Raw genomic sequence first — 20,908 nt, 5'->3', positions numbered from 1 at the left:
AATTCCTATTCAATATCCGCATGAGTAGATAGGTCGCAAAGGAGATTTACCATGAAGACTGGTGCAAAGTTTTGGGATGGCATTGCGGCGAAATACGCGCGTAGCCCAATCCGTGACATGGAGTCGTATGAATACACTCTGGGACGGACCCGGTCCTATCTGACCCAACAGCACAACGTTCTTGAGCTTGGCTGCGGAACCGGCTCAACCGCGCTGCTGCTTGCATCGTCAGTCGCGCATATCACGGCCAGCGATTTCTCTGACGCGATGCTGGATATTGGCCGGGATAAGGCGAAAAAAGAAGGGGTCGACAATATCTCGTTCACGCCTATCGACATCACCTTGCCAGACGATGAACAGTCCTTTGATGTCATTCTTGGCTTCAACGTGTTTCATCTTGTGCCGGATATTGAAAAGGCCTTTGCGGACATCTATGAACGTCTGCCCTCGGGCGGGTTGTTCATATCCAAAACACCTTGCCTTACCGAGGGAAGTTTGGGTTTTAAATTCGGACTGATGAAACTCATGCTGCCTGTGATGCAGCTGTTTGGCAAAGCGCCCTATGTGAACCTGTTCGACGTAAAAACGCTTGAAGCTGCGATCACAGATGCTGGCTTTGAAATTGTCGAAAGCGGGAACTATCCGGCAAAGCCCCCGTCTCGGTATCTGGTGGCGCAAAAGAAATAGCAATCCTGGGCGGTTTCTTCGGCTTACGCATTGGGCTTTGCGTGATTGCCGCTTAAGTAGGGTCCAAACTGTTTTGGAGGAAACCATGGGCCTGAACGTCTATCTATCTGGGGAAATTCACACCGATTGGCGCGAACAAATCATCGATGGTGCACAGGGGCTGGATGTTTCATTCAACAGCCCGGTCACCGATCATGCCGCCAGTGACGATTGCGGCGTTGCCATTCTGGGTGCTGAGCCGAACAAGTATTGGCATGACCATAAGGGTGCGATGGTCAACGCGATCCGCACACGTAAGGGTATCGCTGACGCCGATGTAGTGGTTGTGCGATTTGGCGACAAATACAAACAGTGGAATGCAGCGTTTGACGCCGGATACGCAGCTGCATTGGGCAAATCGTTGATCGTGCTGCACGGGCCGGATCATCAGCACGCGCTGAAAGAGGTCGACGCCGCCGCACTTGCTGTAGCTGAGGAACCCGCTCAGGTGGTCGAAGTTCTGCGCTATGTGCTGACCGGTAAGCTGCCTGGCTAAGAAGATGGGCTTGTGACCGGTTCTTGGCCGCAAGCCCGATATCGGCAACGGGTACGGTGGGCCCTAGTCTCGCGCGGGTGTCACCAAGCCTTTTTGAACCGCAGGCCGTTCAAGGAAACGATCCAGATAGGCCACGACATTGGCGTGATCGTCCCAGTCGACCAAATCCTTCGCTTCGTAAAAGTCCAATCCGCGCAGCCAGGGGGCGATGGCCATGTCAGCGATCGAGTAGTCTCCGGCAACCCAATCCTGACCTTCAAGCTGCGTGTTCAGGACGTTCAGCAGGCGTTTGGCCTCGGCCACATAGCGTTCACGGGGACGGGGGTCTTCGATCTCGCGGCCTGCGAACTTGTGGAAAAAACCAAGCTGGCCAAACATCGGCCCAATGCCACCCATCTGAAACATCAGCCATTGGGTAATATGGTGTTTGTCGGATGCACTCTGCCCGATGAACTTGCCGGTCTTTTCGGCCAGATACAGCAGGATCGCGCCGCTTTCGAACAGGCCGATAGGTTCACCATCCGGACCGTTGGGATCAATGATCGCCGGAATCTTGTTGTTGGGGTTCAGTGACAGAAACTCGGGGCTTTTGACGTCGGCATCGGCCAGTGTGACCTTATGTGCCTCATAAGGAAGACCGGTTTCTTCCAACATGATCGATGCTTTGACCCCATTAGGGGTTGGGAAGGAATAGAGCTGAATGACCGATGGATCTTTGGCGGGCCATTTTTGGGTCACGGCGAAGGGGGCTAAAGCGGACATGGGCTCTCCTGAATGATCTGATTGGGGAAAAATAGGCATGCTTTCCCATAAAAAAATATGTTTTAGGGTGCAATTAGCGCACAATTAATCTGCGCCTATGCGCGAACAGAGGCGAAAAACGCTAACAACAGGAAAGAGGGAACACATGATCCAGGAATTCAAAACATTCATTGCCAAGGGCAATGTCATGGACATGGCTGTGGGTATCATTATCGGTGCTGCATTCACCGCAATCGTGACATCATTGGTCGGGGACCTGATCAATCCACTGATTGGTCTGTTCACAGGCGGGATTGATTTTACCAATAACTATGCCGTGCTTGCAGGTGACGTTGCCGAAGGGGCGAGCCTGGAGGCCGCGCGTGAAACAGGCGCTTCGGTGTTTGCCTATGGTGCGTTCATCATGGCGGTCATAAACTTTCTGATCATCGCATGGGTTGTCTTCATGCTGGTACGGTCCGTGAACCGCGTTAAGGATGCAGCCGCTAAAGAAGAGGAAGCAGCCGAAGAAGCCCCCGCTGGCCCAAGCGAGCTGGATATCCTCATGGAAATCCGGGACGCCTTGAAGAAGTAAATCCGGAAGTTGGCAAGCAAACGGGGCTCCGCATCGTTGTTGGTGCCCCTTCTAATTTGATCGAGAAGGAAACCTGACATGGATCAGACAGTCGATATGGCAAATCAAGCTGTAGATTTAGCGAGTGGCTATTTGCCGATACTGTTGAGTGCGGGTAAGGCGTTGATTGTCCTGATCATCGGTTGGATCGTGGCCGGGATGGTGTCGGGCGTAGTGCGGCGTCGCATCAACAAAACGCCTCAGATCGATCCCACGCTCGGCAATTTTGCGGCCAGCGTTGTCAAATGGGTGATCTTGGCGATCGTCCTCGTGGCCGTTCTGGGGATTTTCGGGATCGAGGCCACAAGTATCGTTGCCATTCTGGGTGCTGCCTCGCTGGCGATTGGTCTTGCGCTGCAAGGGACGCTCAGCGATCTGGCGGCGGGCGTGATGCTGGTTGTGTTCCGCCCCTATAAGCTGGGTCAGTATGTGGATATCGGCGGAACGGCAGGAACGGTCAAAGACCTGAACCTGTTCACCACTGAGCTGGTGACGCCAGACAACGTACAGATCATAGTCCCGAACGGGCAGGCTTGGGGGTCGGTGATCACCAACTATTCCGCACATGAAACGCGGCGTGTCGATCTGGTGTTCGGAATTGACTACGGCGACAGCGCGGATGAGGCCATGAAGATCATTTTGGATGTCGCCAATGCGGATGCGCGCATCCACAAGGATCCAGAGCCTTGGGTGAGGGTCACAAATCTGGGTGACAGCTCGGTCGATCTAACTGCGCGTTTGTGGTGTGCTGCGGCGGACTACTGGGATGTGAAATTCGAGCTGACCAAGACCATCAAGGAAGCCTTCGACGCCAAGGGTGTCTCGATTCCTTATCCGCATTCGGTCGAAATTCAGAAGCAGGGCTAAAGGCTCCCGCCCGTCGAACGGGCATTCAAAATGCCCTTCTCCGGTTGGGCCCGGCGCCGCACTATCGTGCGGCGCGGTTTCGTTTTCTCAACGCGTAGTGTTTAAAGCACCCGCGCCGCGCCTGTGGCGCGGCGCCCAAGGCTTAAAGCACCTTTTTCAAAAGGCGCTTTCAGGGGCGGGAGGATTACGCCTTTATCACCACGTTGGGTGAGACGACGTCGATCCCAAGCGCCTTGCCAACTGCGTAGTAGGTCAGTTGTCCGGCATGGACGTTCAGACCGGCCAGCAGATGCGGATCGTCCTGACAGGCCTGTTTCCAGCCTTTATCTGCCAAAGACAGCATGAACGGCATCGTTGCGTTGCCCAGCGCAATGGTCGAGGTGCGCGCTACAGCGCCCGGCATGTTGGCCACGCAGTAGTGCATCACCCCATCGACCTCATAGATCGGATCAGCATGGGTGGTCGCGCGAGAGGTTTCGAAACAACCGCCCTGATCGATGGCCACATCCACCAGCACCGCACCGGGTTTCATTGTCGACAGCTGCGCGCGTGAGACCAGCTTGGGGGCTGCTGCGCCGGGGATCAGAACCGCGCCGATGACCATATCGGCATCGCGGATCAACTCGGCAGTTGCACCGGCCGTTGAATACTGGTTCTTGAACTGGCCGCCAAACACATCGTCCAGATAGCGCAGGCGAGGCAGGGACCGGTCCAGAACGGTTACATCTGCTCCCATGCCAGCGGCGATCTTCGCCGCATGGGTGCCAACCACGCCACCGCCGATCACGACGACCTTGGCCGGGCCAACCCCAGGCACGCCACCCATCAGCACACCGCGCCCGCCATTGGCCTTTTGCAAGGTCCATGACCCGACCTGAGGGGCCAGGCGCCCGGCCACCTCGGACATCGGGGCTAGCAGAGGCAGGCCCCCATTGGCATCGGTTACGGTTTCATAGGCAATCGCCGTACAGCCCGATTCCAGCAGATCATGGGTCTGATCCGGATCGGGTGCCAGATGCAGGTAGGTGAACAGCAACTGACCTTCGCGCAACATCTTGCGCTCTCCGGCCTGGGGTTCTTTGACCTTCACGATCATGTCGGCGGTGGCAAACACCTCTTCTGCCGTGTCCAGAATGCGCGCACCAGCCGCGATATAGGCGTCATTGTCGAACCCCGCACCGATCCCGGCACCGGTTTCGATAAGCACCTCATGTCCACGCGACACCGCTTCCTGAGCTGCATTCGGTGTCATGCCAACGCGGAATTCCTGTGGTTTTATTTCTTTTGGGCACCCGATTTTCATGTGACCCTCCTCCGTTCATAAGCTGCCTAAATTATGTGCATTACGTGGCGCAATTTCTGTGAAACAATGCCTGCTATTGGGCTTTCTTTTGAAAGAATCCAGCGAAAGATACTGAATCAACGCAATGGATATGCGCAAATGAGCTTGGATACGACTGATCGTAAGATTCTGGCCGCCCTGCAAAAGAATGGTCGGGTTTCGAATGCGGACCTGTCCGAAAAGGTGAACCTTTCACCCTCGGCCTGCCATCGCCGGGTCCAACGGCTAGAGTTGGAGGGCTATATTCGAAACTACGTGGCCTTGCTGGACGCGCGGAAGATGAATGTTCCCACAACCGTGTTTGTTGAGATCACCTTGCAAGGTCAAGCCGAAGAGGTTCTGGATGCATTCGAGAAGGCGGTGGCCCGCATTCCGGATGTGTTGGAATGCCACCTGATGGCGGGGACGGCAGATTACCTTCTGAAAGTCGTGGCCGAAAACACCGAAGATTTCGCCCGCATTCACCGCCAATATCTCTCGCGCCTGCCGGGCGTGGCGCAGATGCAAAGCTCGTTTGCCTTGCGGACGGTGTTCAAGACCACGGCCTTGCCGGTCTGATCAGGCCGGCACGGGATAGGTGAAATAGACAAGGTGGACAAAGTTAAAGGCAAAGTGCATCGCAATCGGCACCCAAAGCCGCCCGGTCGCGGCATAGGCCAGCCCCAGACCCAAGCCCAGCACCGTGGCAAAGATCACGAGTGCTGGACCACCGCCGAAATGCGCCAAACCGAACAACAGGCTGGCTGCGACAACGCCACCAATAGGGTCAAGTTTCGAACTGAACAGAGATTGTAGGTAGCCGCGAAAAAAAGCCTCTTCCGCGAAACAGGTCAGAAACAAGTTTGAAACTGCAAAAACCAACCACCAAGGGGGAAGTTTAACTTCTGGCCGCAGCGCCCCGATTGAAACAGCTGCAAGAAAGATCAGTGGCAGTAGAGCAAGCCCGATGACGAGCCACGTGGCATTGGTTTTCTGACGCGCAAACAGCATGCTGGGCCAAGCCAATAGGACCGCAAAGAACACCATTGGTTTGTCGAGGTTCAGATACATCGTAAACGCGGCGCTGTTTTCACCGGCATGGACCTGATCCAAGACAAGCAGATTGTTGAACCCAGGAACCAGATGCGCGCCCAAGGTGAAACACCACAGGATCAGAAGCGTATGCCCGGCAACTGCCATCGCGCCGCTCAGGCGTGGCAGGGTCGCGGCCCCTAGCAACCCGATCGCAATCACTGCAATCGCCCATGGCGTGATCAGATTGGCAACTGAGCTGACGCTGATGAAAAGAACCAGCAGCGCCAATGCCACGCCCATCCGTCCGCTCAGCGCGGTAATCTGGGCCGCGATCAGTATCAGCCAGGGCCAGATCATCGGAAGAAGGGTCAGCACATACGCCACGGTGGCCTCGACAGTTCGACTGGCTTAGTCATGGCGCGCAGCTTTCCCTGGTGCAAGCCTTTCCAGTTGCGGCAATTCTTACGGTTGTATCCCCCGCGCGAGCGGTTCAGAATTACACGTAATGTCTTTACTTAGCAGCGGTCACCTCATCGGCGCCTGTAGTAAGATCAACTTATCCGATGACATCAGGCGGTTACACAGGCGCATTACTGTCCGCACCCGGTGAATGAAGAAGGAACAGACTTTGGCGTATGAAAACAACGACTCTCCCAAAGACTGGCTAGAGGCCGAGCTGGAAGACACGCTGGACGAAGATTTTGAGATCGAGTTCAGCGAACCCATGCTGTCGATGGAAGTGCGCAAGATCTACAAGGATCAGCATCCCGAAATGCTAGATCGCAAGGTCTATTTCCGCAACCTGCTGCGCCTGCAGGCCGAGCTGATCAAGGTTCAGGATTGGGTGCAGCATACCGGGGCCAAAGTGTGCATCCTGTTCGAAGGTCGCGACAGTGCGGGCAAGGGGGGCGTGATCAAACGGATCACCCAACGCCTGAACCCTCGGGTCGCGCGTGTGGTGGCGCTGCCTGCACCCAGCCGCCGGGAACAGAGCCAATGGTATTTCCAGCGCTATGTCCCGCATTTGCCTGCGGCGGGTGAAATCGTGTTCTTCGACCGGTCCTGGTACAACCGGGCAGGGGTTGAACGCGTCATGGGCTTTGCGACCGAGGATCAGGTCGAACAGTTCTTTCAGGACGTTCCCGAATTTGAACGGATGTTGGTTCGGTCCGGGATCATCTTGCTGAAATACTGGTTCTCGATCACCGATGAAGAACAACAGCTGCGATTCCTCATGCGGATTCATGATCCGATGAAACAGTGGAAACTGTCTCCGATGGATCTGGAATCCCGTATTCGCTGGGAATCCTACACCAAGGCCAAAGAGGACATGTTATTCCGAACGAATATCTCTGAGGCGCCGTGGTACATTGTCGAGGGCAATGACAAAAAGCGCGAACGCTTGAACTGTATCGAGCATCTGTTGACCAAGATCCCCTATACGGACGTGCCGCAGGAGCGGGTCGATCTGCCTGATCGTAGGTATAACCCTGATTACGAACGTCGTATTCTGCCCGACGAGCTGTACGTTCCGAAAATCTACTAGGCGGAACTGGATTCGAGCTGGAAAAAGCGAGGCGCGAATTATCGCGCCTCGCCAGAATACGAGTTGTTAAACGACGTCCACCATGCATTCTCCACCCATTGGGGAGAAGATCAGCATATCGTCATCGTCGGTGAAGCCCGCGTTGGGTTCTTCTGTCGGCGGCGTTCCACCATCGCCTGCTTCCGAGATCAGGATCAGACCGTCATCCATTGGTACATCACCGCCGGGTTGCGCGCCGGGTAGTTCGATGTCGATCCAGTCGAAATCATCGACCAGTGCCAGCACCTCGTTCAGGAATTCTTCCAGCGCCGCAACAAAGGCTTCGATATCAAAACCATTCTCAGCCGTTGGTTCAGGCGTTTCTGGCTCTTCAGGCGCCTCTGGTTCTTCCGGAGTCTCAGGTTCCACAGGTTCTTCGGGTTCCTCTGGCGTTTCGGGTTCCATGGGAGTCTCTGGTTCCTCCGGCGCTTCCGGCTCCGCAGGCGTTTCCGGTTCTTCTGGCGTCTCAGGCTCTTCGGGCGTTTCCGGTTCTTCCGGAGTTCCAGGTTCAGTTGGTGTCTCTGGTTCTTCTGGAACTTCCGGCGTCTGAGGTTCTTCGGGTGTCTCAGGCTCTTCCGGTGTTTCGGGCTCTTCGAGCATCGGCGTAGGGGTTGGGGTGGTGCCTGTATCCAGGTCCACCGTACCACCGGTTGCACCAAAGTTCTGCGTGACCATCACGGCATCAAAACCCTGCATATCGCCTGTTTCGATCCCGATCCCGATATAGTCGAAGTTCGGATTCAGGATATTGGCGCGGTGGCCCGGGCTGTTCATCAGGTTCTGATGCAGCTGAGCGACGTCGTCGCTGATGCCCGGCGCGCCGCGCTCAGATTGCCAGGCGATGTTTTCGCCCGTGCGCCAGCTGCCCGATAGATCAAACCCCGCAGCCTGCATCCGTTGCGTTGCGCTGGACCCGCCTGCGCCTGTATGGCTGAAAATATCGCGGTCCAGCATCCAGGTGCTGTGATCTTCAGAAGATTCGTTCAGGTTGGTTTCCAATTGCAGTGGGTTCAGCCCGCGGGATGTTCGCTCTTCATTGATAAGTGCGAGCATTTCGCGCTCGATTGTGCTTGCAGTCGACATAGTAGCCTCCGTTATTGATTTGGTGTCTGAGTAGACGAGAGGCTGATACAAAGACCTTTCCTGTGACGGATAGGTGGGCTGACCTGTCAGGAGAATTTGAGCATCGCAGTGCTACCGATGCGGGATTCGCTGCGCTGCAAAATGCCGGGCAAAATTCTGCCGGGGCCGAAATGGCAGCTTGCCGCACAGCATCACGCACGAGTCGGCAAGATCAAACCGGTCTTAGAAACGACAAACCCCCGGGCGGGGCCTCGGGGGTCGTCAAATAGTGTCATCCAAAGCTGGACGAGACGGGTTGCTGCTTAGAGCATACCTTCGCGCTGGGCTTTCTTGCGTGCCAGTTTACGGGCACGGCGGATCGCTTCAGCTTTCTCGCGCGCTTTTTTCTCGGACGGTTTCTCGAAATGTTGCTTCAGCTTCATTTCACGGAACACGCCTTCGCGCTGCAGCTTTTTCTTCAGGGCACGAAGCGCCTGATCGACGTTATTGTCGCGAACACTAACCTGCATGTGGTTGTCACCACCTTTCTAGATAGAGTTGCAAGGAAATTGCAGGAATTGGCCGTATAGCAAAGCCGTTCTATCTTGTCTAGTACTGGCCCCGAACACCGGAGAACCGCCATGACAGTGACCTATGAAGACGCAAAACAGCAGATGCTGGACGCGATGCTTGCCCATGTTCCGTTTGACGGATGGTCCGAAACCAGCTTTCGCGCCGCCGTTGCAGAATGCGAACTGGATGACGGTCTTGCCCGGGCGATTTGCCCGCGCGGCGCGGTTGATCTGGCGCTGGCCTATCATGCGCGTGGGGACCAGATGATGCTGGACCGGATCAAGTCTGAAGACCTCAGCGCGCTTAAGTTCCGCGAAAAGGTAGCCGCTGCTGTTCGGTTCCGGCTTGAGGCGGTCGAAGACAAGGAACTGGTCCGCCGGGGCATGACTTTGTTTGCCCTGCCAATGCATGCAGGTGACGGGGCCAAGGCTGTTTGGGGTACCTGCGATCTGATTTGGGATGCATTGGGTGACACGTCGGATGACGTAAACTGGTACACCAAGCGGGCGACGCTGTCGGGCGTCTATTCCTCGACCCTTTTGTTCTGGCTGGGGGACGATTCGCCTGATCACCAGAAGACGTGGGAGTTTCTGGACAGGCGCATTGGCGACGTGATGCAGTTTGAGAAGCTGAAGGCGCAGGTGAACAGCAACCCGTTGTTCAAACCGTTTCTGGCCGTTCCGAATTGGCTGGCGGGTCAGGTCAAGGCTCCGATGAAAATGCGAGCAGATTTGCCGGGCCTGCTGAACCCGCGCAAGTAGTCAAAGCTTGGCCTTTGCTCAGATGACAGCTAGGCATTGGGCAAAGGAGATTTGCCCATGACCCAGATGATGCGCGCTGTCGAAATCACGCAGCCCGGTGGTCCCGATGTTCTTAAGCTGACCGAACGACCGATGCCGACGGCGGAGGCCGGGCAGGTTGTTCTGAAAGTGGCCTATGCCGGTGTGAACCGCCCGGATGCGTTGCAGCGCGCAGGGGCCTATGATCCCCCGCCGGGAGCCAGCGATCTGCCGGGGCTGGAAGCCTCGGGCGAGGTAGTTGCCGTGGGCGCAGGGGTCGAGGGCTTGGCGCTGGGCGATAAGGTCTGCGCCCTGTTGCCCGGTGGCGGTTACGCCGAATACGTCGCCACACCCGCTGCGCATTGCCTGCCAGTGCCGGACGGGATGGACATGAAGCAAGCGGCTTGTCTGCCAGAGACGTTCTTTACCGTCTGGTCCAACGTGTTCACGCGCGGCGGTCTGAAACCAGGCGAGCGCTTCCTTGTTCATGGTGGGTCCAGCGGCATCGGAACCACTGCGATCCAGCTGGCCAATGCCTTTGGTGCGCGGGTCTTTGCAACTGCTGGCTCGGATGAGAAATGTGCCGCCTGCCTGAAACTTGGTGCTGAGAAGGCAATCAACTACCGCGACGAAGATTTCGTGGGTGTTGTGCGCGCTGAAGGCGGGGCGAACCTGATCCTCGATATGGTGGGCGGAGACTATATCCCGCGCAACGTGAAGGCATTGGCCGAGGATGGGCGTCTGGTTCAGATCGCGTTTCTACAGGGCCCGGTGGCTGAGTTGAATTTTGCCCTGATGATGGTGAAACGCCTGACTTTGACGGGCAGTACCTTGCGCCCGCAAAGCGATCTGGCCAAAGCCAAGATCGCACAGGACCTGCGTGAGGCCGTCTGGCCTTTGCTGGCCGCCGGTAAGGTTGCCCCGGTTATGGACAGCGAATTCCCCCTGGCCGATGCTGCGGCAGCGCATGCCCATATGGAAAGCTCGACCCATATTGGCAAGATCGTTTTGAACGTGGCGGGCTAGTGGCGATGCGCGGGGTTTGATCCGTGCGCAAACTCGCCGCAGCACAAGCTCCTGATTGCCCTGTCACGCAAGCATGCTAGCTTGGGATCAGGCACGAGGAGGTTCAGAATGCAGAATATTGCGCGCACAGTCGTTATCCACGAATTCGGCGGCCCCGAGGCCTTGCAGATCGAAGATCGGCCCCTGGGTGATCCCGGTCCGGGTGAGGTTCGTATCCGCCATCATGCCTGCGGCCTGAACTTTATCGACGTTTATCAGCGCACCGGTCTCTATCCGCTGGAACTACCACATGCGCTTGGGATGGAAGCATCGGGCGTGATCGAAGCGGTTGGCGACGGGGTCACTCATCTGACACCAGGTCAGCGCGCCGCCTATGCTGCCGCACCGTCGGGCGCCTATTGCGAAGCGCGGGTGATGCCGGCGGCTCAGCTCTGCCCGTTGCCAGACGGCATTTCATTCGAAGCGGCGGCAGCGATGATGCTGAAGGGCATGACCGTTGAATATCTGTTCCACCGCACCACGCCTTTGCGTCGTGGAGATACGGTGTTGTTCCATGCTGCGGCCGGGGGTGTGGGCCTGATCGCCTGCCAATGGGCGAAATCCGAAGGTATCACTCTGATCGGTACTGCCGGTACGGATGAGAAATGCGCGCTGGCCCAGTTCAATGGCGCAGCGCATTGCATCAACTACCGCACCGAGAACTTCGTCGAACGCGTGGCCGAGATCACCAATGGGCATGGCGTCGACGTGGTGATGGACTCGGTCGGCGCCGACACGTTCGAAGGGTCGCTTGACTGTCTGAAACCGCTTGGGATGATGATCTCATTCGGCAATGCTTCGGGGCCGGTTCCGCCCGTGAATATCGGGATCTTGGGGCAGAAAGGATCGCTCAAGATCACCCGCCCGACCTTGTTTACGCATATCGGCGATCATACGGTCTGTCAGGCGATGGCACGGAGGCTGTTTGGCAAAGTTTCAGGCGGCGAGGTCAAGATACATATCGATCAGCGCTTCCCACTAGATCAGATCGCCGACGCGCATCGCGCGCTTGAGGCGCGTCAGACTACGGGCAGCACAATCTTGGATATCTGAATAACAAAACCCGGCGAAACGCGCCGGGTTTTGCTCAATCTGCCGGGTTCCAAAGGGTATTCCGTTCAGAGTGGGATTTGAGCGCGGCAGGAGCATTTCTGCTCCCACCGCAAAAGTTGCCGAATATGGGTTATTGCTGCAGTTCGGCCGGAGCCTTGTCAGCGATGTTTTCCCAGTTTGCGCTGGCCTGTTCGATGAAGCCCGGAATGTCGCCTTCCCAGCGTTCCTGGATGTCTTGCGACAGGTTCAGGTACAGTGTGTTGTCAACGATCTTCCAGTGGTTCGGGTCACCATCAAACTTGAAGCCCATGGCTGCACCGAAGGCGCAGTAGCCGCCATAGGCGGGCAGATAAGCTTCGGGGTTCGCTTCAAACGCGGCTTTGTTTTCCTCGGATGAGAAGCGGTACATTGCGTCATCATGCAGCGTGGTGATCCGGTAGTCGCCCTTGGTGGCTTCACCTTCGGTAAAATACGCAACCGGGTCATAGCCCTGCATCGCCAGCCCGGTCGAGCTGGCATTGATTTCAACGCCAGCGGCCAGGGTTGAAGTTGCCAGGGCAACAGACAGCGCAACGCCACCGATCAGAGATTTAAACGTGTTCATAGCTTCACCTTTCGTGAAAGAGGATGCGCGTGGTCGCCGTAATTGCGATTTGCGATCCCGGGTTTTGTCCTGTGCGACCGGTAATTGGCCGTCACAGAAACTCAGGTGGGAAGCCGGATGTTCACGTTCAAAGCAATCAATTGTGATTGTGCAGAAGCGCAGAGATGCTGTTCAAAAATGTGGCTGGGTTAGCCTTCGGGTGTGAGCGCCAGAACAAAGTCGACGACCTTTTGAGCAGGCATTTCGCAAGGGCGCAGCAATGCTCCGCTGTTGCGGGTTTGGTAGAGGTTCAGGCTGATATAGTCCTCGCCACCGAGTTCATACGCCACAAGCTTATGGGACTTTTTTCCTGCCATGACCTGACGTGAGACGACATAGCGCCGATCATGGGCGCGGCCAGTGAATGTGCCCAAGGGCAATGCGAAAAAGGCGCGGGTGAACGCGTCGGTCGCGTTCACGGCTTTCCGATTTTGGGCTCAGTCCCCGCCTTGATGCGGGCTACATTGGCGTTGTGGCGCCAGTAGACCAGCAAGGTAAGCGCAATACCCAAAACGAAGGTGGAGCCATCTGTCAACACCACGACCCAGGTGGTCGACAATGCAGCCGCCGCCAGTGCGCCAATCGAGGATATCCGCCATATCGCAGCCGCAACCAACCATGTCAGACAGCAGGCAACACCGACCCGCCAATCCAGCGCCAGCCAAAGGCCAAGGAAAGTGGCCACACCCTTACCGCCCTTGAAGTTTAGCCAAACGGGATAGCAATGGCCCAGAAACGCCATGAGCGCGGCAAACTGGGCTGCATCCTCACCGGCAAAGGCGCGCGCCAGCAGAACCGCAACAGCGCCTTTTGCGGCGTCAAACAGCAGGGTCAGGGCGGCAGCGGCCTTGTTGCCGGTCCGCAGCACATTGGTGGCCCCGATGTTGCCCGACCCGATCTGGCGCAGATTGCCCAGCCCCATAAGCTTGGCCAGGATCAGGCCAAAGGGAATTGACCCCAAAAGGTAGCCCATGGCCGCCCACAGCAGCAATTCGGATTGTGTACTGTCAATCAAGGGCATCAAGTTCTCCGGTAGACTTCTTTGCCGGCCACGTAGGTCGCAATGACCTTACCCTGCATCCGCTGCCCGTCAAATGGCGTGTTTTGTGATTTGGATCGGAGTGTAAAACGGTCCAGCACAAAAGGAATATCAGGATCAAACAATACCAGATCGGCTGGCGCATCTGTGGACAAACGACCACTGTTCAAACCCAGGCGTTTGGCCGGGTTCAGGGTCATGGCACGGAACAGGGTTGGCAAATCCAACTGACCCGAATGATACAGGCGCAGCGCTGCAGGCAGCAATGTCTCCAAAGCAACCGCGCCCGAGGCAGCCTCTTCAAACGGCAGGCGTTTGCTTTCCTCGTCCTGTGGAGTGTGCATCGAACTGATCGTGTCGATCAGGCCCGTTCGCACCGCCTCAATCACCGCCTGCCGGTCATCCTCTGACCGAAGCGGCGGTTTGACTTTGAAGAAGGTGCGATAGTCGGCCACGTCCAACTCATTCAGCGTCAGATGGTGGATCGAGGTTCCGGCGGTGATGTCCAAACCATTGCGCTTGGCGCGTTCCAATGCGGGCAAGGCGCGAGCCGTCGTGATCTGATCTGCGTGATAGGCCGCGCCAGTCATTTCCAGCAGGGCGATGTCGCGGTCCAGCCCCATCCGTTCCGCCCGGGCTGACACTGCGGGCAGGCCGCGCAACGCGGCGAATTTACCGCTGGTCGCAGCAGCCCCGGCGCTGAGCCCCGGTTCCTGCGGATGCGCTATCACCAACGCCCCGCAGGACCGCGCATAGGTCAGCGCGCGCGCGAATACCTTGGTGTTGGTCACCACATGATCGCAATCCGTAAAGGCGACTGCACCGGCATCCATCAGAAACCCGATCTCGGTCATCTCGCGCCCCTCACGCCTTTTGGTTAGAGCGGCCATTGGCAGAACGTTCACAGGCGTATCAGCCTGGGCGCGGCGTGTTGCAAATTCCAGCGTTTCCGGCGTGTCGATGGCAGGTGTGGTATCGGGGCGCGTGACCAACGTGGTCACCCCACCCGCCGCTGCCGCGAGACCTGCGGATTTATAGCTTTCCTTGTGCCGCTCGCCCGGTTCACACACTTTAACGCCGATATCGACAATGCCGGGTGCCAGGCATTTGCCATCGCAGTCCACGACCTGCCCGTCCACCGCAGGGGCATCGCCTTCGCCGTTTGCCACGATCCGCCCGTCCGCGACTTGCAGCCATCCGGTCGCATCCGTCCCGTTCTCAGGGTCGATCAGGCGCGCGTTGGTAAACAAAACGGTGCTCATGGCAAGGCCCTTTCGATAGCGGCTTTGGTTGCGACGGGATCCGCTTGGTATTTGATCAGGTGCTTGTCGCCGCTCTTGGTCACAAGCTGGACGAAACTGCCCATGGTGTTCACGGTTTCGATCTGGGTCAGCGCGACCTTGCGCGGGCCCGGGCCTGTCAGCAAAGTATCGGTCATTTCCCATTTGGCGGTCAGTTCTTCCGAAGCCAGATACCATGCGCGCAGGCCGATGGCTGCAAGTCCAGCAGGCGCACCGGTCCAGACATAGGGGTTTCCGACCAACCAGAGCACGACCATTGCCCCGGCCATTGCAGCAGCGGCCAGCCAGGCATTGGTGCGAATATATGCCCCCTTGTCGGGGGTGAAGATCACAGGATCAGCCACAGGACACCTCCGATCACCATTAATATGAACAAGGCCAATACAGCCGAGCCCATTTGGCGCGGCCTGTCGTCTTGCGGCGGCGGCTGCGGCGCTGAAAATGGCTTGGCACTTTCGGTTTCGATCCGACCGCCAGTCCAGTTTGTGGCCTCTTCCGTGAACAAACCAATTAACTGAACGCGCGGATCCGGGGTAAGCACCGCAGACTGTCCTTTGAACGCAGCGCTGCGCAGAGCCATGACCCAGCCTTCAACAGCGTCCAGCGCCGCGCGATCCAATTGGTTTTCGGAGACGCCGCCCCCTTCGTTCAGATAGCCCCAAAGGCCCAGGTCTTCGAGGTCGGACACAGGAAAGATGTCGATCTGTTCAAGGTCCAGATTGGCAACCCCCAAAACCTGATCAGCAGCACCCGGTTCGCGCAGAAACTTGGCCTCTTCCGGGCGCATGTTCAGCGCAAACAGGCGAATGACACCGCGTTCGTGGGGAAGGACGGTCAGGTCGCTCATGCGGCCTCGCGCAGGTTGCGGGCCAGCAGTTCCATGGCGGCCATGCGGACGGCGACGCCCATCTCGACCTGTTCCTGAATGACAGAACGGTTGATGTCATCCGCTAGCGTGCCGTCGATCTCGACCCCTCGGTTCATTGGACCCGGGTGCATGACGATGGCGTCGGGTTTGGCTTGCGCAAGCTTGACGGCGTCAAGGCCATAGCGGTGATAGTACTCGCGCTCTGACGGAATGAACCCGCCATCCATCCGCTCTTTCTGAAGGCGCAGCATCATGACGACATCCACATCCCGCAGACCTTCGGTCATATCGTCATAAATCTCGGCCCCGAACTCTGCGAATTGCGCAGGCACCAGCGTGGGGGGGCCGATCAGACGGATGCGGTTCTCCATCTTGCCCAGCAGGATCAAGTTCGAACGCGCCACGCGGGAATGGGCCACATCGCCGCAAATGGCGATGTTCAGGCGATGCAAGCGCCCCTTGGCGCGGCGGATGGTCAATGCATCCAGCAGCGCTTGGGTCGGATGTTCGTGCCGCCCGTCGCCTGCATTCAGCACGGCGCAATTCACTTTCTGCGCCAGCAGATCGACTGCACCAGATTGTGGATGGCGCACCACCAGCAGGTCGGGATGCATCGCGTTTAATGTCATTGCTGTATCAATCAGGGTTTCGCCCTTTTTGATCGAACTGGCCTGCATCGCCATATTCATCACATCCGCGCCCAGACGCTTACCCGCGATCTCAAAGCTCGCTTGCGTGCGGGTCGAGTTTTCAAAGAACATGTTGATCTGGGTCAGCCCGGACAGCACGTCCGAGTGTTTGGTCGACTGACGGTTCATATCGACATAGGTCTCGGCCAGGTCAAGAATGGCGGTGATATCGGATTGCGACAGATGCTCGATGCCAAGAAGGTGACGATGGGCGAAACGCATGGGCGGGCTCCTGTCTGACAATCGGACCGCTTATAGAAAGCCGCGCGAGGCAAGGCAACCTAAGGTTCTGTGCTGTCGGGCAGTTTCTGGCATCCCCCCTGCGGCAGGCATTGTTCGCCCGGTTTGCACCATTTGCCATATCCGCAATCGATGGCTTTGACAGGGACACAGCCCTGATTTCTGGAGCATTTGAAACCTTGGCGACACTGCGATCCGGTTTTTTCGCACAAGTACCATCCGGGGCGAGAGCATCCGCCTTGCGGCAGGCAGTAAGATCCGCGCACGCAGATCCGGCCATCAGCGCAGGGCTGCGGTAGGTTTAGTTCGATATCGGGGCGGATCAGCTCGCATTTGCGACGGCCATTGCAGCGGCTCCCGCTGGGGCAATCGAGGCTCGAATTGCAGGCATTTGCACCTTGTGGTGCACATCGCGTGCCACCCGCGACACAGCGCTCGAATGGGCCACAGCTGCGCCCGCCACCGCAATAGGTGCCACCCAGAGGGATGCAGTGTCCATCAAAGCTGCATCTTTGCCCGCCCGAACAACACCGGCTGCCGCAGGCGAATTGACCCCCGCGGCATTGGTCATTGCCGATGGAAAGCTGCGCGTGTAGCGGGCTGGCCGGGGCACTCAGAAGCAGAGCAATCAGAAGGAATCGCAAGATCGATGGCATAACAGGATCATGGTCGGTGTGACCCAGCGCCGTGGCAAGGTCTATTCGCTTTCCATCGGTCAAAAGCCGGTTAGATTGTGGGGTATGGAATCGGGCATGGATTATCACACCGCACGGGCGCTGTTGGACTGGCAGATCGAACTGGGCGTGACCGAGGCGATTGGCGACGCGCCAATCGACCGGTATGCGCTGCCCGATACCGCGCCCAAGCCCAAGAAACAGGCCAGCCCCGAGGCCGCGACCGAGAAACCAGAGCAGGTTGACCCGGTTGCCATCGCAAAATCTGCAGCGCAAAGCGCCGGATCACTGGATGAATTGCGCGCGGCGATGGAGACATTTGAACATTGTGAGCTGAAACGCGGTGCGCGGCAGTTGGTTTTTGCCGATGGTACTCCGGGCGCGCGCGTGATGATCATTGGTGAAGCGCCGGGGCGGGATGAAGATCGCGAAGGTAAGCCCTTTGTCGGACGCGCGGGTCAGCTGCTGAATCGGATGCTGGCGGCGATTGATCTGGATCGCGCGCAGAATGTGTATATCACCAATGTGTTGCCCTGGCGCCCCCCACAGAACCGCGATCCGAAGCCGGAAGAGATCGGCATGATGAAGCCGTTTCTGGAACGCCATGTGGCGCTGGCCAAGCCCGAGGTTCTCGTGGTGATGGGCAATATCAGTTGTCAGGCTGTTCTGGGTAAACGCGGCATCACGCGCTTACGCGGTACTTGGGAACACGCGCTGGATTTGCCGGTGATCCCGATGTTCCACCCCGCTTACCTACTGCGCCAACCGCAGATGAAACGAGAGGCCTGGGCCGATCTGTTGGAGTTGAAAGCACGGCTGGGGGCAGGATGATGCGAATTCTGGCCTTCTCGGACCTGCATATGGCGCGCAACCGGGCGGCTGATCTGGTGGAGGCCAGCGCGCAGGCCGATCTGGTGATTGGGGCCGGGGACTACTGCAATATGCGCCAGGGATTGGGCGAGGCCATGCAGATGCTGTCGGGTATCTCGGCCCCGCTGGTGCTGGCGCCCGGAAATGCGGAAAGCGCGGATGAGCTGAGCGATGCCGCGCCGGATGGCGCCCATGTTCTGCATGGCACCGGAATGACGGTCGATGGAATTCACCTGTTCGGGCTGGGCTACGGAGTACCCGCCACGCCATTTGGCGATTGGTCCTGTGATCTGTCCGAGCCAGAGGCTTCGGAACTGCTGGATCGCTGCGACGCTGCGGATATCCTGATCGTGCATTCTCCGCCTAAAGGGTATGGAGATGTGACATCGCAAGGTGTCTCGGTCGGTTCGGTGGCTGTGCGCGATGCTGTGGAACGGCTTCAGCCCAAGCTGGTTTTCTGTGGCCATATCCACGACAGCTGGGGCTATCGCGGAACGCTGGGCCGGGCTCAAATCGCCAATCTGGGGCCCAAGGTGAATTGGTTCGAGGTGTCGTGATGATCGATCAGGAAAAAGACTTTATTGCGGTTCGTATTGCGGTCCTGACGGTTTCGGACACGCGGTCGCTTGAAGAAGATCGATCCGGTCGAACGCTGGTCGATCGGATCGAAGCGGCGGGTCACGCCGTTGCAGATCGGCAAATCCTGCCCGATGAGCGTGCGCAGATCGCTGATCAGCTGCGTGCATGGATCGAAGACCCGCAGATCGATGTTGTGATCTCAACCGGAGGCACGGGCCTGACCGGGCGCGATGTCACGGTCGAAGCGCATCGCGATGTCTATGAGAAAGAGATTGATGCTTTTGGAACCGTCTTCACCATTCTGTCGATGGAGAAGATCGGAACCTCTGCCGTGCAATCCCGCGCGACTGGCGGTGTTGCTGGCGGCACCTATCTGTTTGCCCTGCCGGGCAGCCCGGGTGCGTGCAAGGATGCATGGGACGGTATTTTGGAAAAACAATTCGACTACCGCCATCGCCCCTGCAACTTTGTGGAAATAATGCCGCGATTGGACGAACATCTGCGACGGAAGTAGACTGTTCCTACGTTTAACACCTTATAACCGCATTGTGGCTTGGCATATTTCACCGTCCAGCTACATTTTGCGAAAGGTAGCCCATCGCAACCGGGGTAAGTGAAAATGCGTTTTCTAAGGCAAAGTCTTGTCGGTGTCTTTCTGGCGTCGCTGACGTTGGCTTTGCTGTTTGTCGCAGCCCAAATGATCACGGGCGCGGTGCAAGATGTGATCGCGCGCGACACTGCAAAACCCGCGGCGCGTGAGCGTGTTTTCACAGTGTCCGTCAGAACAGCTGAGTTACAGACTGTAACGCCTTATTTGGAAGCCTTTGGTGAAGTGCAAAGCCGCCGTCGGCTTGAACTGCGCGCAGCGCTGGGTGGTCGCGTGATCTCACTCGCCGATGACTTCGAGGATGGCGGGACGGTCACGGCGGGTGAAGTTTTGGTCGAGCTGGACCCTGCGGATACGCAATCTGCCTTGGACCGGGCCAAATCCGATCTGCTGGATGCCCAGTTCGAGGAACGCGATGCGGAACGGTCCCTGCTGTTGGCACAAGATGAGTTGAAATCGGCAGAAGCGCAGGCTGAGCTGCGCGAACGTGCCCTGCAACGGCAACGCGATCTGGAATCCCGCGGTGTGGGCGCGACTGCGAGCGTGGAGGAGGCCGAATTGTCTGCCACCTCGGCTCAGCAATCTGTTCTGGCACGTAGGATTGCACTGGCACAGGCTGAATCGCGTGTGGATCAGGCCACCACACTGTTGGCGCGCGCGCGGATTGCCCTTGAAGCGGCAGAACGCGATCTGGATGATATGACCATTCGGGCCGGATTCGGCGGCACACTGACCGATGTCACATTGGTCGAAGGCCGACTGGTTGCCGCCAACGAAAAACTTGCCGAGCTGGTAGACCCTGATGCGTTGGAAGTCGCCTTCCGGGTTTCGACGGCCCAATTTGTTCGCTTGCTGGATGAAGATGGTAACCTACTAAACGCTGCCGTGACCGTATCGCTTGAGGTCACGGGGGCCGACCTGACCGCAACGGGACGGATCAGCCGCGACAGCGGATCAGCGGGCGAGGGGCAGACAGGTCGTCTGATCTTTGCAGGGTTGGACTCCGCCGCGGGCTTCAAACCCGGAGATTTTGTGACAGTCACCGTTCAGGAACAGGCGGTAGACGCTGTGGTGCGTTTGCCCTCATCCGTTCTTGATGCGGCAGGGACGGTTCTGGTGCTGGGCGCGGATGACCGTCTGGAAACCTTGCCGGTGCAATTGATCCGGCGGCAGGGTGACGAGGTTTTGCTGCGCGGCAACGGCCTGGAAGGACGCGAAGTGGTTATTGGCCGCACGCCGTTGCTGGGATCGGGCGTGCGAGTGCGTCCTCTACGGGTCGAGGAAAGCGCCGACGCGGATATGGTCGAGTTGACGGATACGCAGCGCGCACAGCTTGTCGCACAGGTTGAGGCCAGCGAAGGTATGCCTCAGGATGTCAAAACCCGAATGCTGGGTCAGTTGGAAGCGGCGCAAGTGCCCGCCTCGCTGGTTCGTCGTATTGAAAACCGGGCCGGGGGCTAA

General features: G+C 57.8%; 26 protein-coding genes. 13 read left to right on the top strand and 13 right to left on the bottom strand.

Translation table 11 applies throughout. From position 1 onward, the window contains the following. Positions 1-51 precede the first annotated feature (51 nt). A complete protein-coding gene (locus tag ACR0DH_RS10310) occupies positions 52-687 on the top strand; it encodes a class I SAM-dependent methyltransferase (protein ID WP_480544428.1) in 636 nt (211 codons plus the stop codon). Between the two features lie 85 nt (positions 688-772). Then, entirely contained in the window at positions 773-1,222 is a 450-nt protein-coding gene (locus ACR0DH_RS10305) for a YtoQ family protein (RefSeq protein ID WP_353013522.1), read from the top strand. A 63-nt stretch (positions 1,223-1,285) separates the two neighbouring features. On the opposite strand, the gene ACR0DH_RS10300 is transcribed toward ACR0DH_RS10305, so the two are convergent. Further along, positions 1,286-1,984, bottom strand: a complete 699-nt coding sequence (locus ACR0DH_RS10300) for a glutathione S-transferase family protein (protein WP_480548443.1) — start codon at positions 1,982-1,984, stop codon at positions 1,286-1,288. A gap of 145 nt (positions 1,985-2,129) precedes the next feature. Here ACR0DH_RS10300 and mscL point away from each other — a divergent pair, with 145 nt between their 5' ends. Further along, positions 2,130-2,558, top strand: coding sequence for a large conductance mechanosensitive channel protein MscL (mscL, locus tag ACR0DH_RS10295; protein ID WP_480548445.1), 429 nt, complete (start codon positions 2,130-2,132; stop codon positions 2,556-2,558). Between the two features lie 96 nt (positions 2,559-2,654). Continuing rightward, complete coding sequence (locus ACR0DH_RS10290; protein WP_480544496.1) at positions 2,655-3,464, top strand: mechanosensitive ion channel family protein; 810 nt, start codon at positions 2,655-2,657, stop codon at positions 3,462-3,464. A 184-nt stretch (positions 3,465-3,648) separates the two neighbouring features. On the opposite strand, the gene ald is transcribed toward ACR0DH_RS10290, so the two are convergent. After that, positions 3,649-4,767: an alanine dehydrogenase gene (ald, locus tag ACR0DH_RS10285; protein ID WP_480548447.1), complete on the bottom strand. Its 1,119-nt coding sequence runs from the start codon at positions 4,765-4,767 to the stop codon at positions 3,649-3,651. A 138-nt stretch (positions 4,768-4,905) separates the two neighbouring features. On the opposite strand from ald, the gene ACR0DH_RS10280 reads away from it, so the two are divergent. Further along, positions 4,906-5,364: an Lrp/AsnC family transcriptional regulator gene (locus ACR0DH_RS10280; protein WP_480544424.1), complete on the top strand. Its 459-nt coding sequence runs from the start codon at positions 4,906-4,908 to the stop codon at positions 5,362-5,364. On the opposite strand, the gene ACR0DH_RS10275 is transcribed toward ACR0DH_RS10280, so the two are convergent. Continuing rightward, positions 5,365-6,195: a CPBP family intramembrane glutamic endopeptidase gene (locus tag ACR0DH_RS10275; protein ID WP_480548449.1), complete on the bottom strand. Its 831-nt coding sequence runs from the start codon at positions 6,193-6,195 to the stop codon at positions 5,365-5,367. A 235-nt stretch (positions 6,196-6,430) separates the two neighbouring features. On the opposite strand from ACR0DH_RS10275, the gene ppk2 reads away from it, so the two are divergent. After that, positions 6,431-7,366 (top strand): polyphosphate kinase 2, encoded by a 936-nt coding sequence (ppk2, locus tag ACR0DH_RS10270; RefSeq protein ID WP_480544422.1) that lies wholly within the window; start codon positions 6,431-6,433, stop codon positions 7,364-7,366. Positions 7,367-7,432: 66 nt separating this feature from the next. On the opposite strand, the gene ACR0DH_RS10265 is transcribed toward ppk2, so the two are convergent. Both ACR0DH_RS10265 and rpsU read right to left on the bottom strand, forming a co-directional pair. Beyond that, positions 7,433-8,488 (bottom strand): CAP domain-containing protein, encoded by a 1,056-nt coding sequence (locus tag ACR0DH_RS10265; protein ID WP_480548451.1) that lies wholly within the window; start codon positions 8,486-8,488, stop codon positions 7,433-7,435. 302 nt (positions 8,489-8,790) lie between these two features. Further along, positions 8,791-8,997, bottom strand: a complete 207-nt coding sequence (gene rpsU, locus ACR0DH_RS10260) for a 30S ribosomal protein S21 (protein WP_008207378.1) — start codon at positions 8,995-8,997, stop codon at positions 8,791-8,793. Between the two features lie 111 nt (positions 8,998-9,108). Between rpsU and ACR0DH_RS10255 the strand changes: the two genes are divergently transcribed. The 3 genes from ACR0DH_RS10255 (at position 9,109) to ACR0DH_RS10245 (ending at position 11,937) form a co-directional block, all read left to right on the top strand. Continuing rightward, on the top strand, positions 9,109-9,801 hold the full coding sequence (locus tag ACR0DH_RS10255; RefSeq protein WP_480544420.1) for a COQ9 family protein: 693 nt from the start codon (positions 9,109-9,111) through the stop codon (positions 9,799-9,801). Between the two features lie 57 nt (positions 9,802-9,858). Beyond that, positions 9,859-10,845 (top strand): NAD(P)H-quinone oxidoreductase, encoded by a 987-nt coding sequence (locus ACR0DH_RS10250; protein ID WP_480548453.1) that lies wholly within the window; start codon positions 9,859-9,861, stop codon positions 10,843-10,845. Positions 10,846-10,953: 108 nt separating this feature from the next. Then, positions 10,954-11,937: a quinone oxidoreductase family protein gene (locus tag ACR0DH_RS10245; protein ID WP_480548454.1), complete on the top strand. Its 984-nt coding sequence runs from the start codon at positions 10,954-10,956 to the stop codon at positions 11,935-11,937. Between the two features lie 130 nt (positions 11,938-12,067). Here ACR0DH_RS10245 and ACR0DH_RS10240 read toward each other — a convergent pair whose 3' ends face one another. The 8 genes from ACR0DH_RS10240 to ACR0DH_RS10205 form a co-directional block, all read right to left on the bottom strand. Then, positions 12,068-12,541, bottom strand: a complete 474-nt coding sequence (locus ACR0DH_RS10240) for a YHS domain-containing (seleno)protein (protein ID WP_353013544.1) — start codon at positions 12,539-12,541, stop codon at positions 12,068-12,070. Positions 12,542-12,729: 188 nt separating this feature from the next. Beyond that, on the bottom strand, positions 12,730-12,999 hold the full coding sequence (locus ACR0DH_RS10235) for a hypothetical protein (RefSeq protein WP_480548456.1): 270 nt from the start codon (positions 12,997-12,999) through the stop codon (positions 12,730-12,732). Continuing rightward, complete coding sequence (gene plsY / locus ACR0DH_RS10230; protein WP_480548458.1) at positions 12,996-13,601, bottom strand: glycerol-3-phosphate 1-O-acyltransferase PlsY; 606 nt, start codon at positions 13,599-13,601, stop codon at positions 12,996-12,998. Before plsY ends, ACR0DH_RS10235 begins: the two co-directional genes overlap by 4 nt. Then, positions 13,601-14,881, bottom strand: coding sequence for a dihydroorotase (gene pyrC / locus ACR0DH_RS10225; RefSeq protein ID WP_480548460.1), 1,281 nt, complete (start codon positions 14,879-14,881; stop codon positions 13,601-13,603). The genes plsY and pyrC overlap by 1 nt, the downstream gene beginning before the upstream one ends. Further along, positions 14,878-15,264 (bottom strand): hypothetical protein, encoded by a 387-nt coding sequence (locus ACR0DH_RS10220; RefSeq protein ID WP_480548462.1) that lies wholly within the window; start codon positions 15,262-15,264, stop codon positions 14,878-14,880. Before ACR0DH_RS10220 ends, pyrC begins: the two co-directional genes overlap by 4 nt. Continuing rightward, positions 15,249-15,767: a hypothetical protein gene (locus ACR0DH_RS10215; RefSeq protein ID WP_480548463.1), complete on the bottom strand. Its 519-nt coding sequence runs from the start codon at positions 15,765-15,767 to the stop codon at positions 15,249-15,251. The genes ACR0DH_RS10220 and ACR0DH_RS10215 overlap by 16 nt, the downstream gene beginning before the upstream one ends. Beyond that, positions 15,764-16,699: an aspartate carbamoyltransferase catalytic subunit gene (locus tag ACR0DH_RS10210; RefSeq protein ID WP_480548465.1), complete on the bottom strand. Its 936-nt coding sequence runs from the start codon at positions 16,697-16,699 to the stop codon at positions 15,764-15,766. Before ACR0DH_RS10210 ends, ACR0DH_RS10215 begins: the two co-directional genes overlap by 4 nt. Positions 16,700-17,039: 340 nt before the next feature. Beyond that, positions 17,040-17,288 carry a hypothetical protein gene (locus ACR0DH_RS10205; RefSeq protein WP_480548467.1) on the bottom strand — a complete coding sequence of 83 codons (249 nt, stop codon included), beginning with the start codon at positions 17,286-17,288 and terminating at the stop codon, positions 17,040-17,042. 169 nt (positions 17,289-17,457) lie between these two features. Here ACR0DH_RS10205 and ACR0DH_RS10200 point away from each other — a divergent pair, with 169 nt between their 5' ends. From ACR0DH_RS10200 to ACR0DH_RS10185, 4 genes are all read left to right on the top strand, one after another. Beyond that, positions 17,458-18,222, top strand: coding sequence for a uracil-DNA glycosylase (locus ACR0DH_RS10200; RefSeq protein WP_480548922.1), 765 nt, complete (start codon positions 17,458-17,460; stop codon positions 18,220-18,222). After that, positions 18,222-18,818, top strand: a complete 597-nt coding sequence (locus ACR0DH_RS10195; RefSeq protein WP_480548924.1) for a metallophosphoesterase family protein — start codon at positions 18,222-18,224, stop codon at positions 18,816-18,818. The genes ACR0DH_RS10200 and ACR0DH_RS10195 overlap by 1 nt, the downstream gene beginning before the upstream one ends. Further along, positions 18,818-19,354, top strand: coding sequence for a molybdenum cofactor biosynthesis protein B (gene moaB, locus ACR0DH_RS10190; RefSeq protein WP_480548469.1), 537 nt, complete (start codon positions 18,818-18,820; stop codon positions 19,352-19,354). The genes ACR0DH_RS10195 and moaB overlap by 1 nt, the downstream gene beginning before the upstream one ends. Positions 19,355-19,459: 105 nt before the next feature. Continuing rightward, entirely contained in the window at positions 19,460-20,908 is a 1,449-nt protein-coding gene (locus ACR0DH_RS10185) for an efflux RND transporter periplasmic adaptor subunit (protein ID WP_480548471.1), read from the top strand.

Source organism: Ruegeria sp. I1, from assembly GCF_056532675.1.
This window is presented reverse-complemented; position numbering and strand designations above follow the sequence as displayed.

Bases quoted from the DNA above. Each gene is read 5' to 3' on its own strand.
- ACR0DH_RS10305 (WP_353013522.1), top strand. From the start codon at position 773: ATGGGCCTGAACGTCTATCTATCTGGGGAAATTCACACCGATTGGCGC.
- mscL (WP_480548445.1), top strand. From the start codon at position 2,130: ATGATCCAGGAATTCAAAACATTCATTGCCAAGGGCAATGTCATGGAC.
- ACR0DH_RS10240 (WP_353013544.1), bottom strand. From the start codon at position 12,541: ATGAACACGTTTAAATCTCTGATCGGTGGCGTTGCGCTGTCTGTTGCC.
- ACR0DH_RS10185 (WP_480548471.1), top strand. From the start codon at position 19,460: ATGCGTTTTCTAAGGCAAAGTCTTGTCGGTGTCTTTCTGGCGTCGCTG.
- ACR0DH_RS10255 (WP_480544420.1), top strand. From the start codon at position 9,109: ATGACAGTGACCTATGAAGACGCAAAACAGCAGATGCTGGACGCGATG.
- rpsU (WP_008207378.1), bottom strand. From the start codon at position 8,997: ATGCAGGTTAGTGTTCGCGACAATAACGTCGATCAGGCGCTTCGTGCC.
- ACR0DH_RS10210 (WP_480548465.1), bottom strand. From the start codon at position 16,699: ATGCGTTTCGCCCATCGTCACCTTCTTGGCATCGAGCATCTGTCGCAA.
- ppk2 (WP_480544422.1), top strand. From the start codon at position 6,431: ATGAAGAAGGAACAGACTTTGGCGTATGAAAACAACGACTCTCCCAAA.
- moaB (WP_480548469.1), top strand. From the start codon at position 18,818: ATGATCGATCAGGAAAAAGACTTTATTGCGGTTCGTATTGCGGTCCTG.
- ACR0DH_RS10245 (WP_480548454.1), top strand. From the start codon at position 10,954: ATGCAGAATATTGCGCGCACAGTCGTTATCCACGAATTCGGCGGCCCC.
- ACR0DH_RS10195 (WP_480548924.1), top strand. From the start codon at position 18,222: ATGCGAATTCTGGCCTTCTCGGACCTGCATATGGCGCGCAACCGGGCG.
- plsY (WP_480548458.1), bottom strand. From the start codon at position 13,601: ATGCCCTTGATTGACAGTACACAATCCGAATTGCTGCTGTGGGCGGCC.
- ACR0DH_RS10300 (WP_480548443.1), bottom strand. From the start codon at position 1,984: ATGTCCGCTTTAGCCCCCTTCGCCGTGACCCAAAAATGGCCCGCCAAA.
- ACR0DH_RS10265 (WP_480548451.1), bottom strand. From the start codon at position 8,488: ATGTCGACTGCAAGCACAATCGAGCGCGAAATGCTCGCACTTATCAAT.
- ACR0DH_RS10310 (WP_480544428.1), top strand. From the start codon at position 52: ATGAAGACTGGTGCAAAGTTTTGGGATGGCATTGCGGCGAAATACGCG.
- ACR0DH_RS10290 (WP_480544496.1), top strand. From the start codon at position 2,655: ATGGCAAATCAAGCTGTAGATTTAGCGAGTGGCTATTTGCCGATACTG.
- ACR0DH_RS10250 (WP_480548453.1), top strand. From the start codon at position 9,859: ATGACCCAGATGATGCGCGCTGTCGAAATCACGCAGCCCGGTGGTCCC.
- ACR0DH_RS10200 (WP_480548922.1), top strand. From the start codon at position 17,458: ATGGAATCGGGCATGGATTATCACACCGCACGGGCGCTGTTGGACTGG.
- ald (WP_480548447.1), bottom strand. From the start codon at position 4,767: ATGAAAATCGGGTGCCCAAAAGAAATAAAACCACAGGAATTCCGCGTT.
- ACR0DH_RS10215 (WP_480548463.1), bottom strand. From the start codon at position 15,767: ATGAGCGACCTGACCGTCCTTCCCCACGAACGCGGTGTCATTCGCCTG.
- pyrC (WP_480548460.1), bottom strand. From the start codon at position 14,881: ATGAGCACCGTTTTGTTTACCAACGCGCGCCTGATCGACCCTGAGAAC.
- ACR0DH_RS10280 (WP_480544424.1), top strand. From the start codon at position 4,906: ATGAGCTTGGATACGACTGATCGTAAGATTCTGGCCGCCCTGCAAAAG.
- ACR0DH_RS10205 (WP_480548467.1), bottom strand. From the start codon at position 17,288: ATGACCAATGCCGCGGGGGTCAATTCGCCTGCGGCAGCCGGTGTTGTT.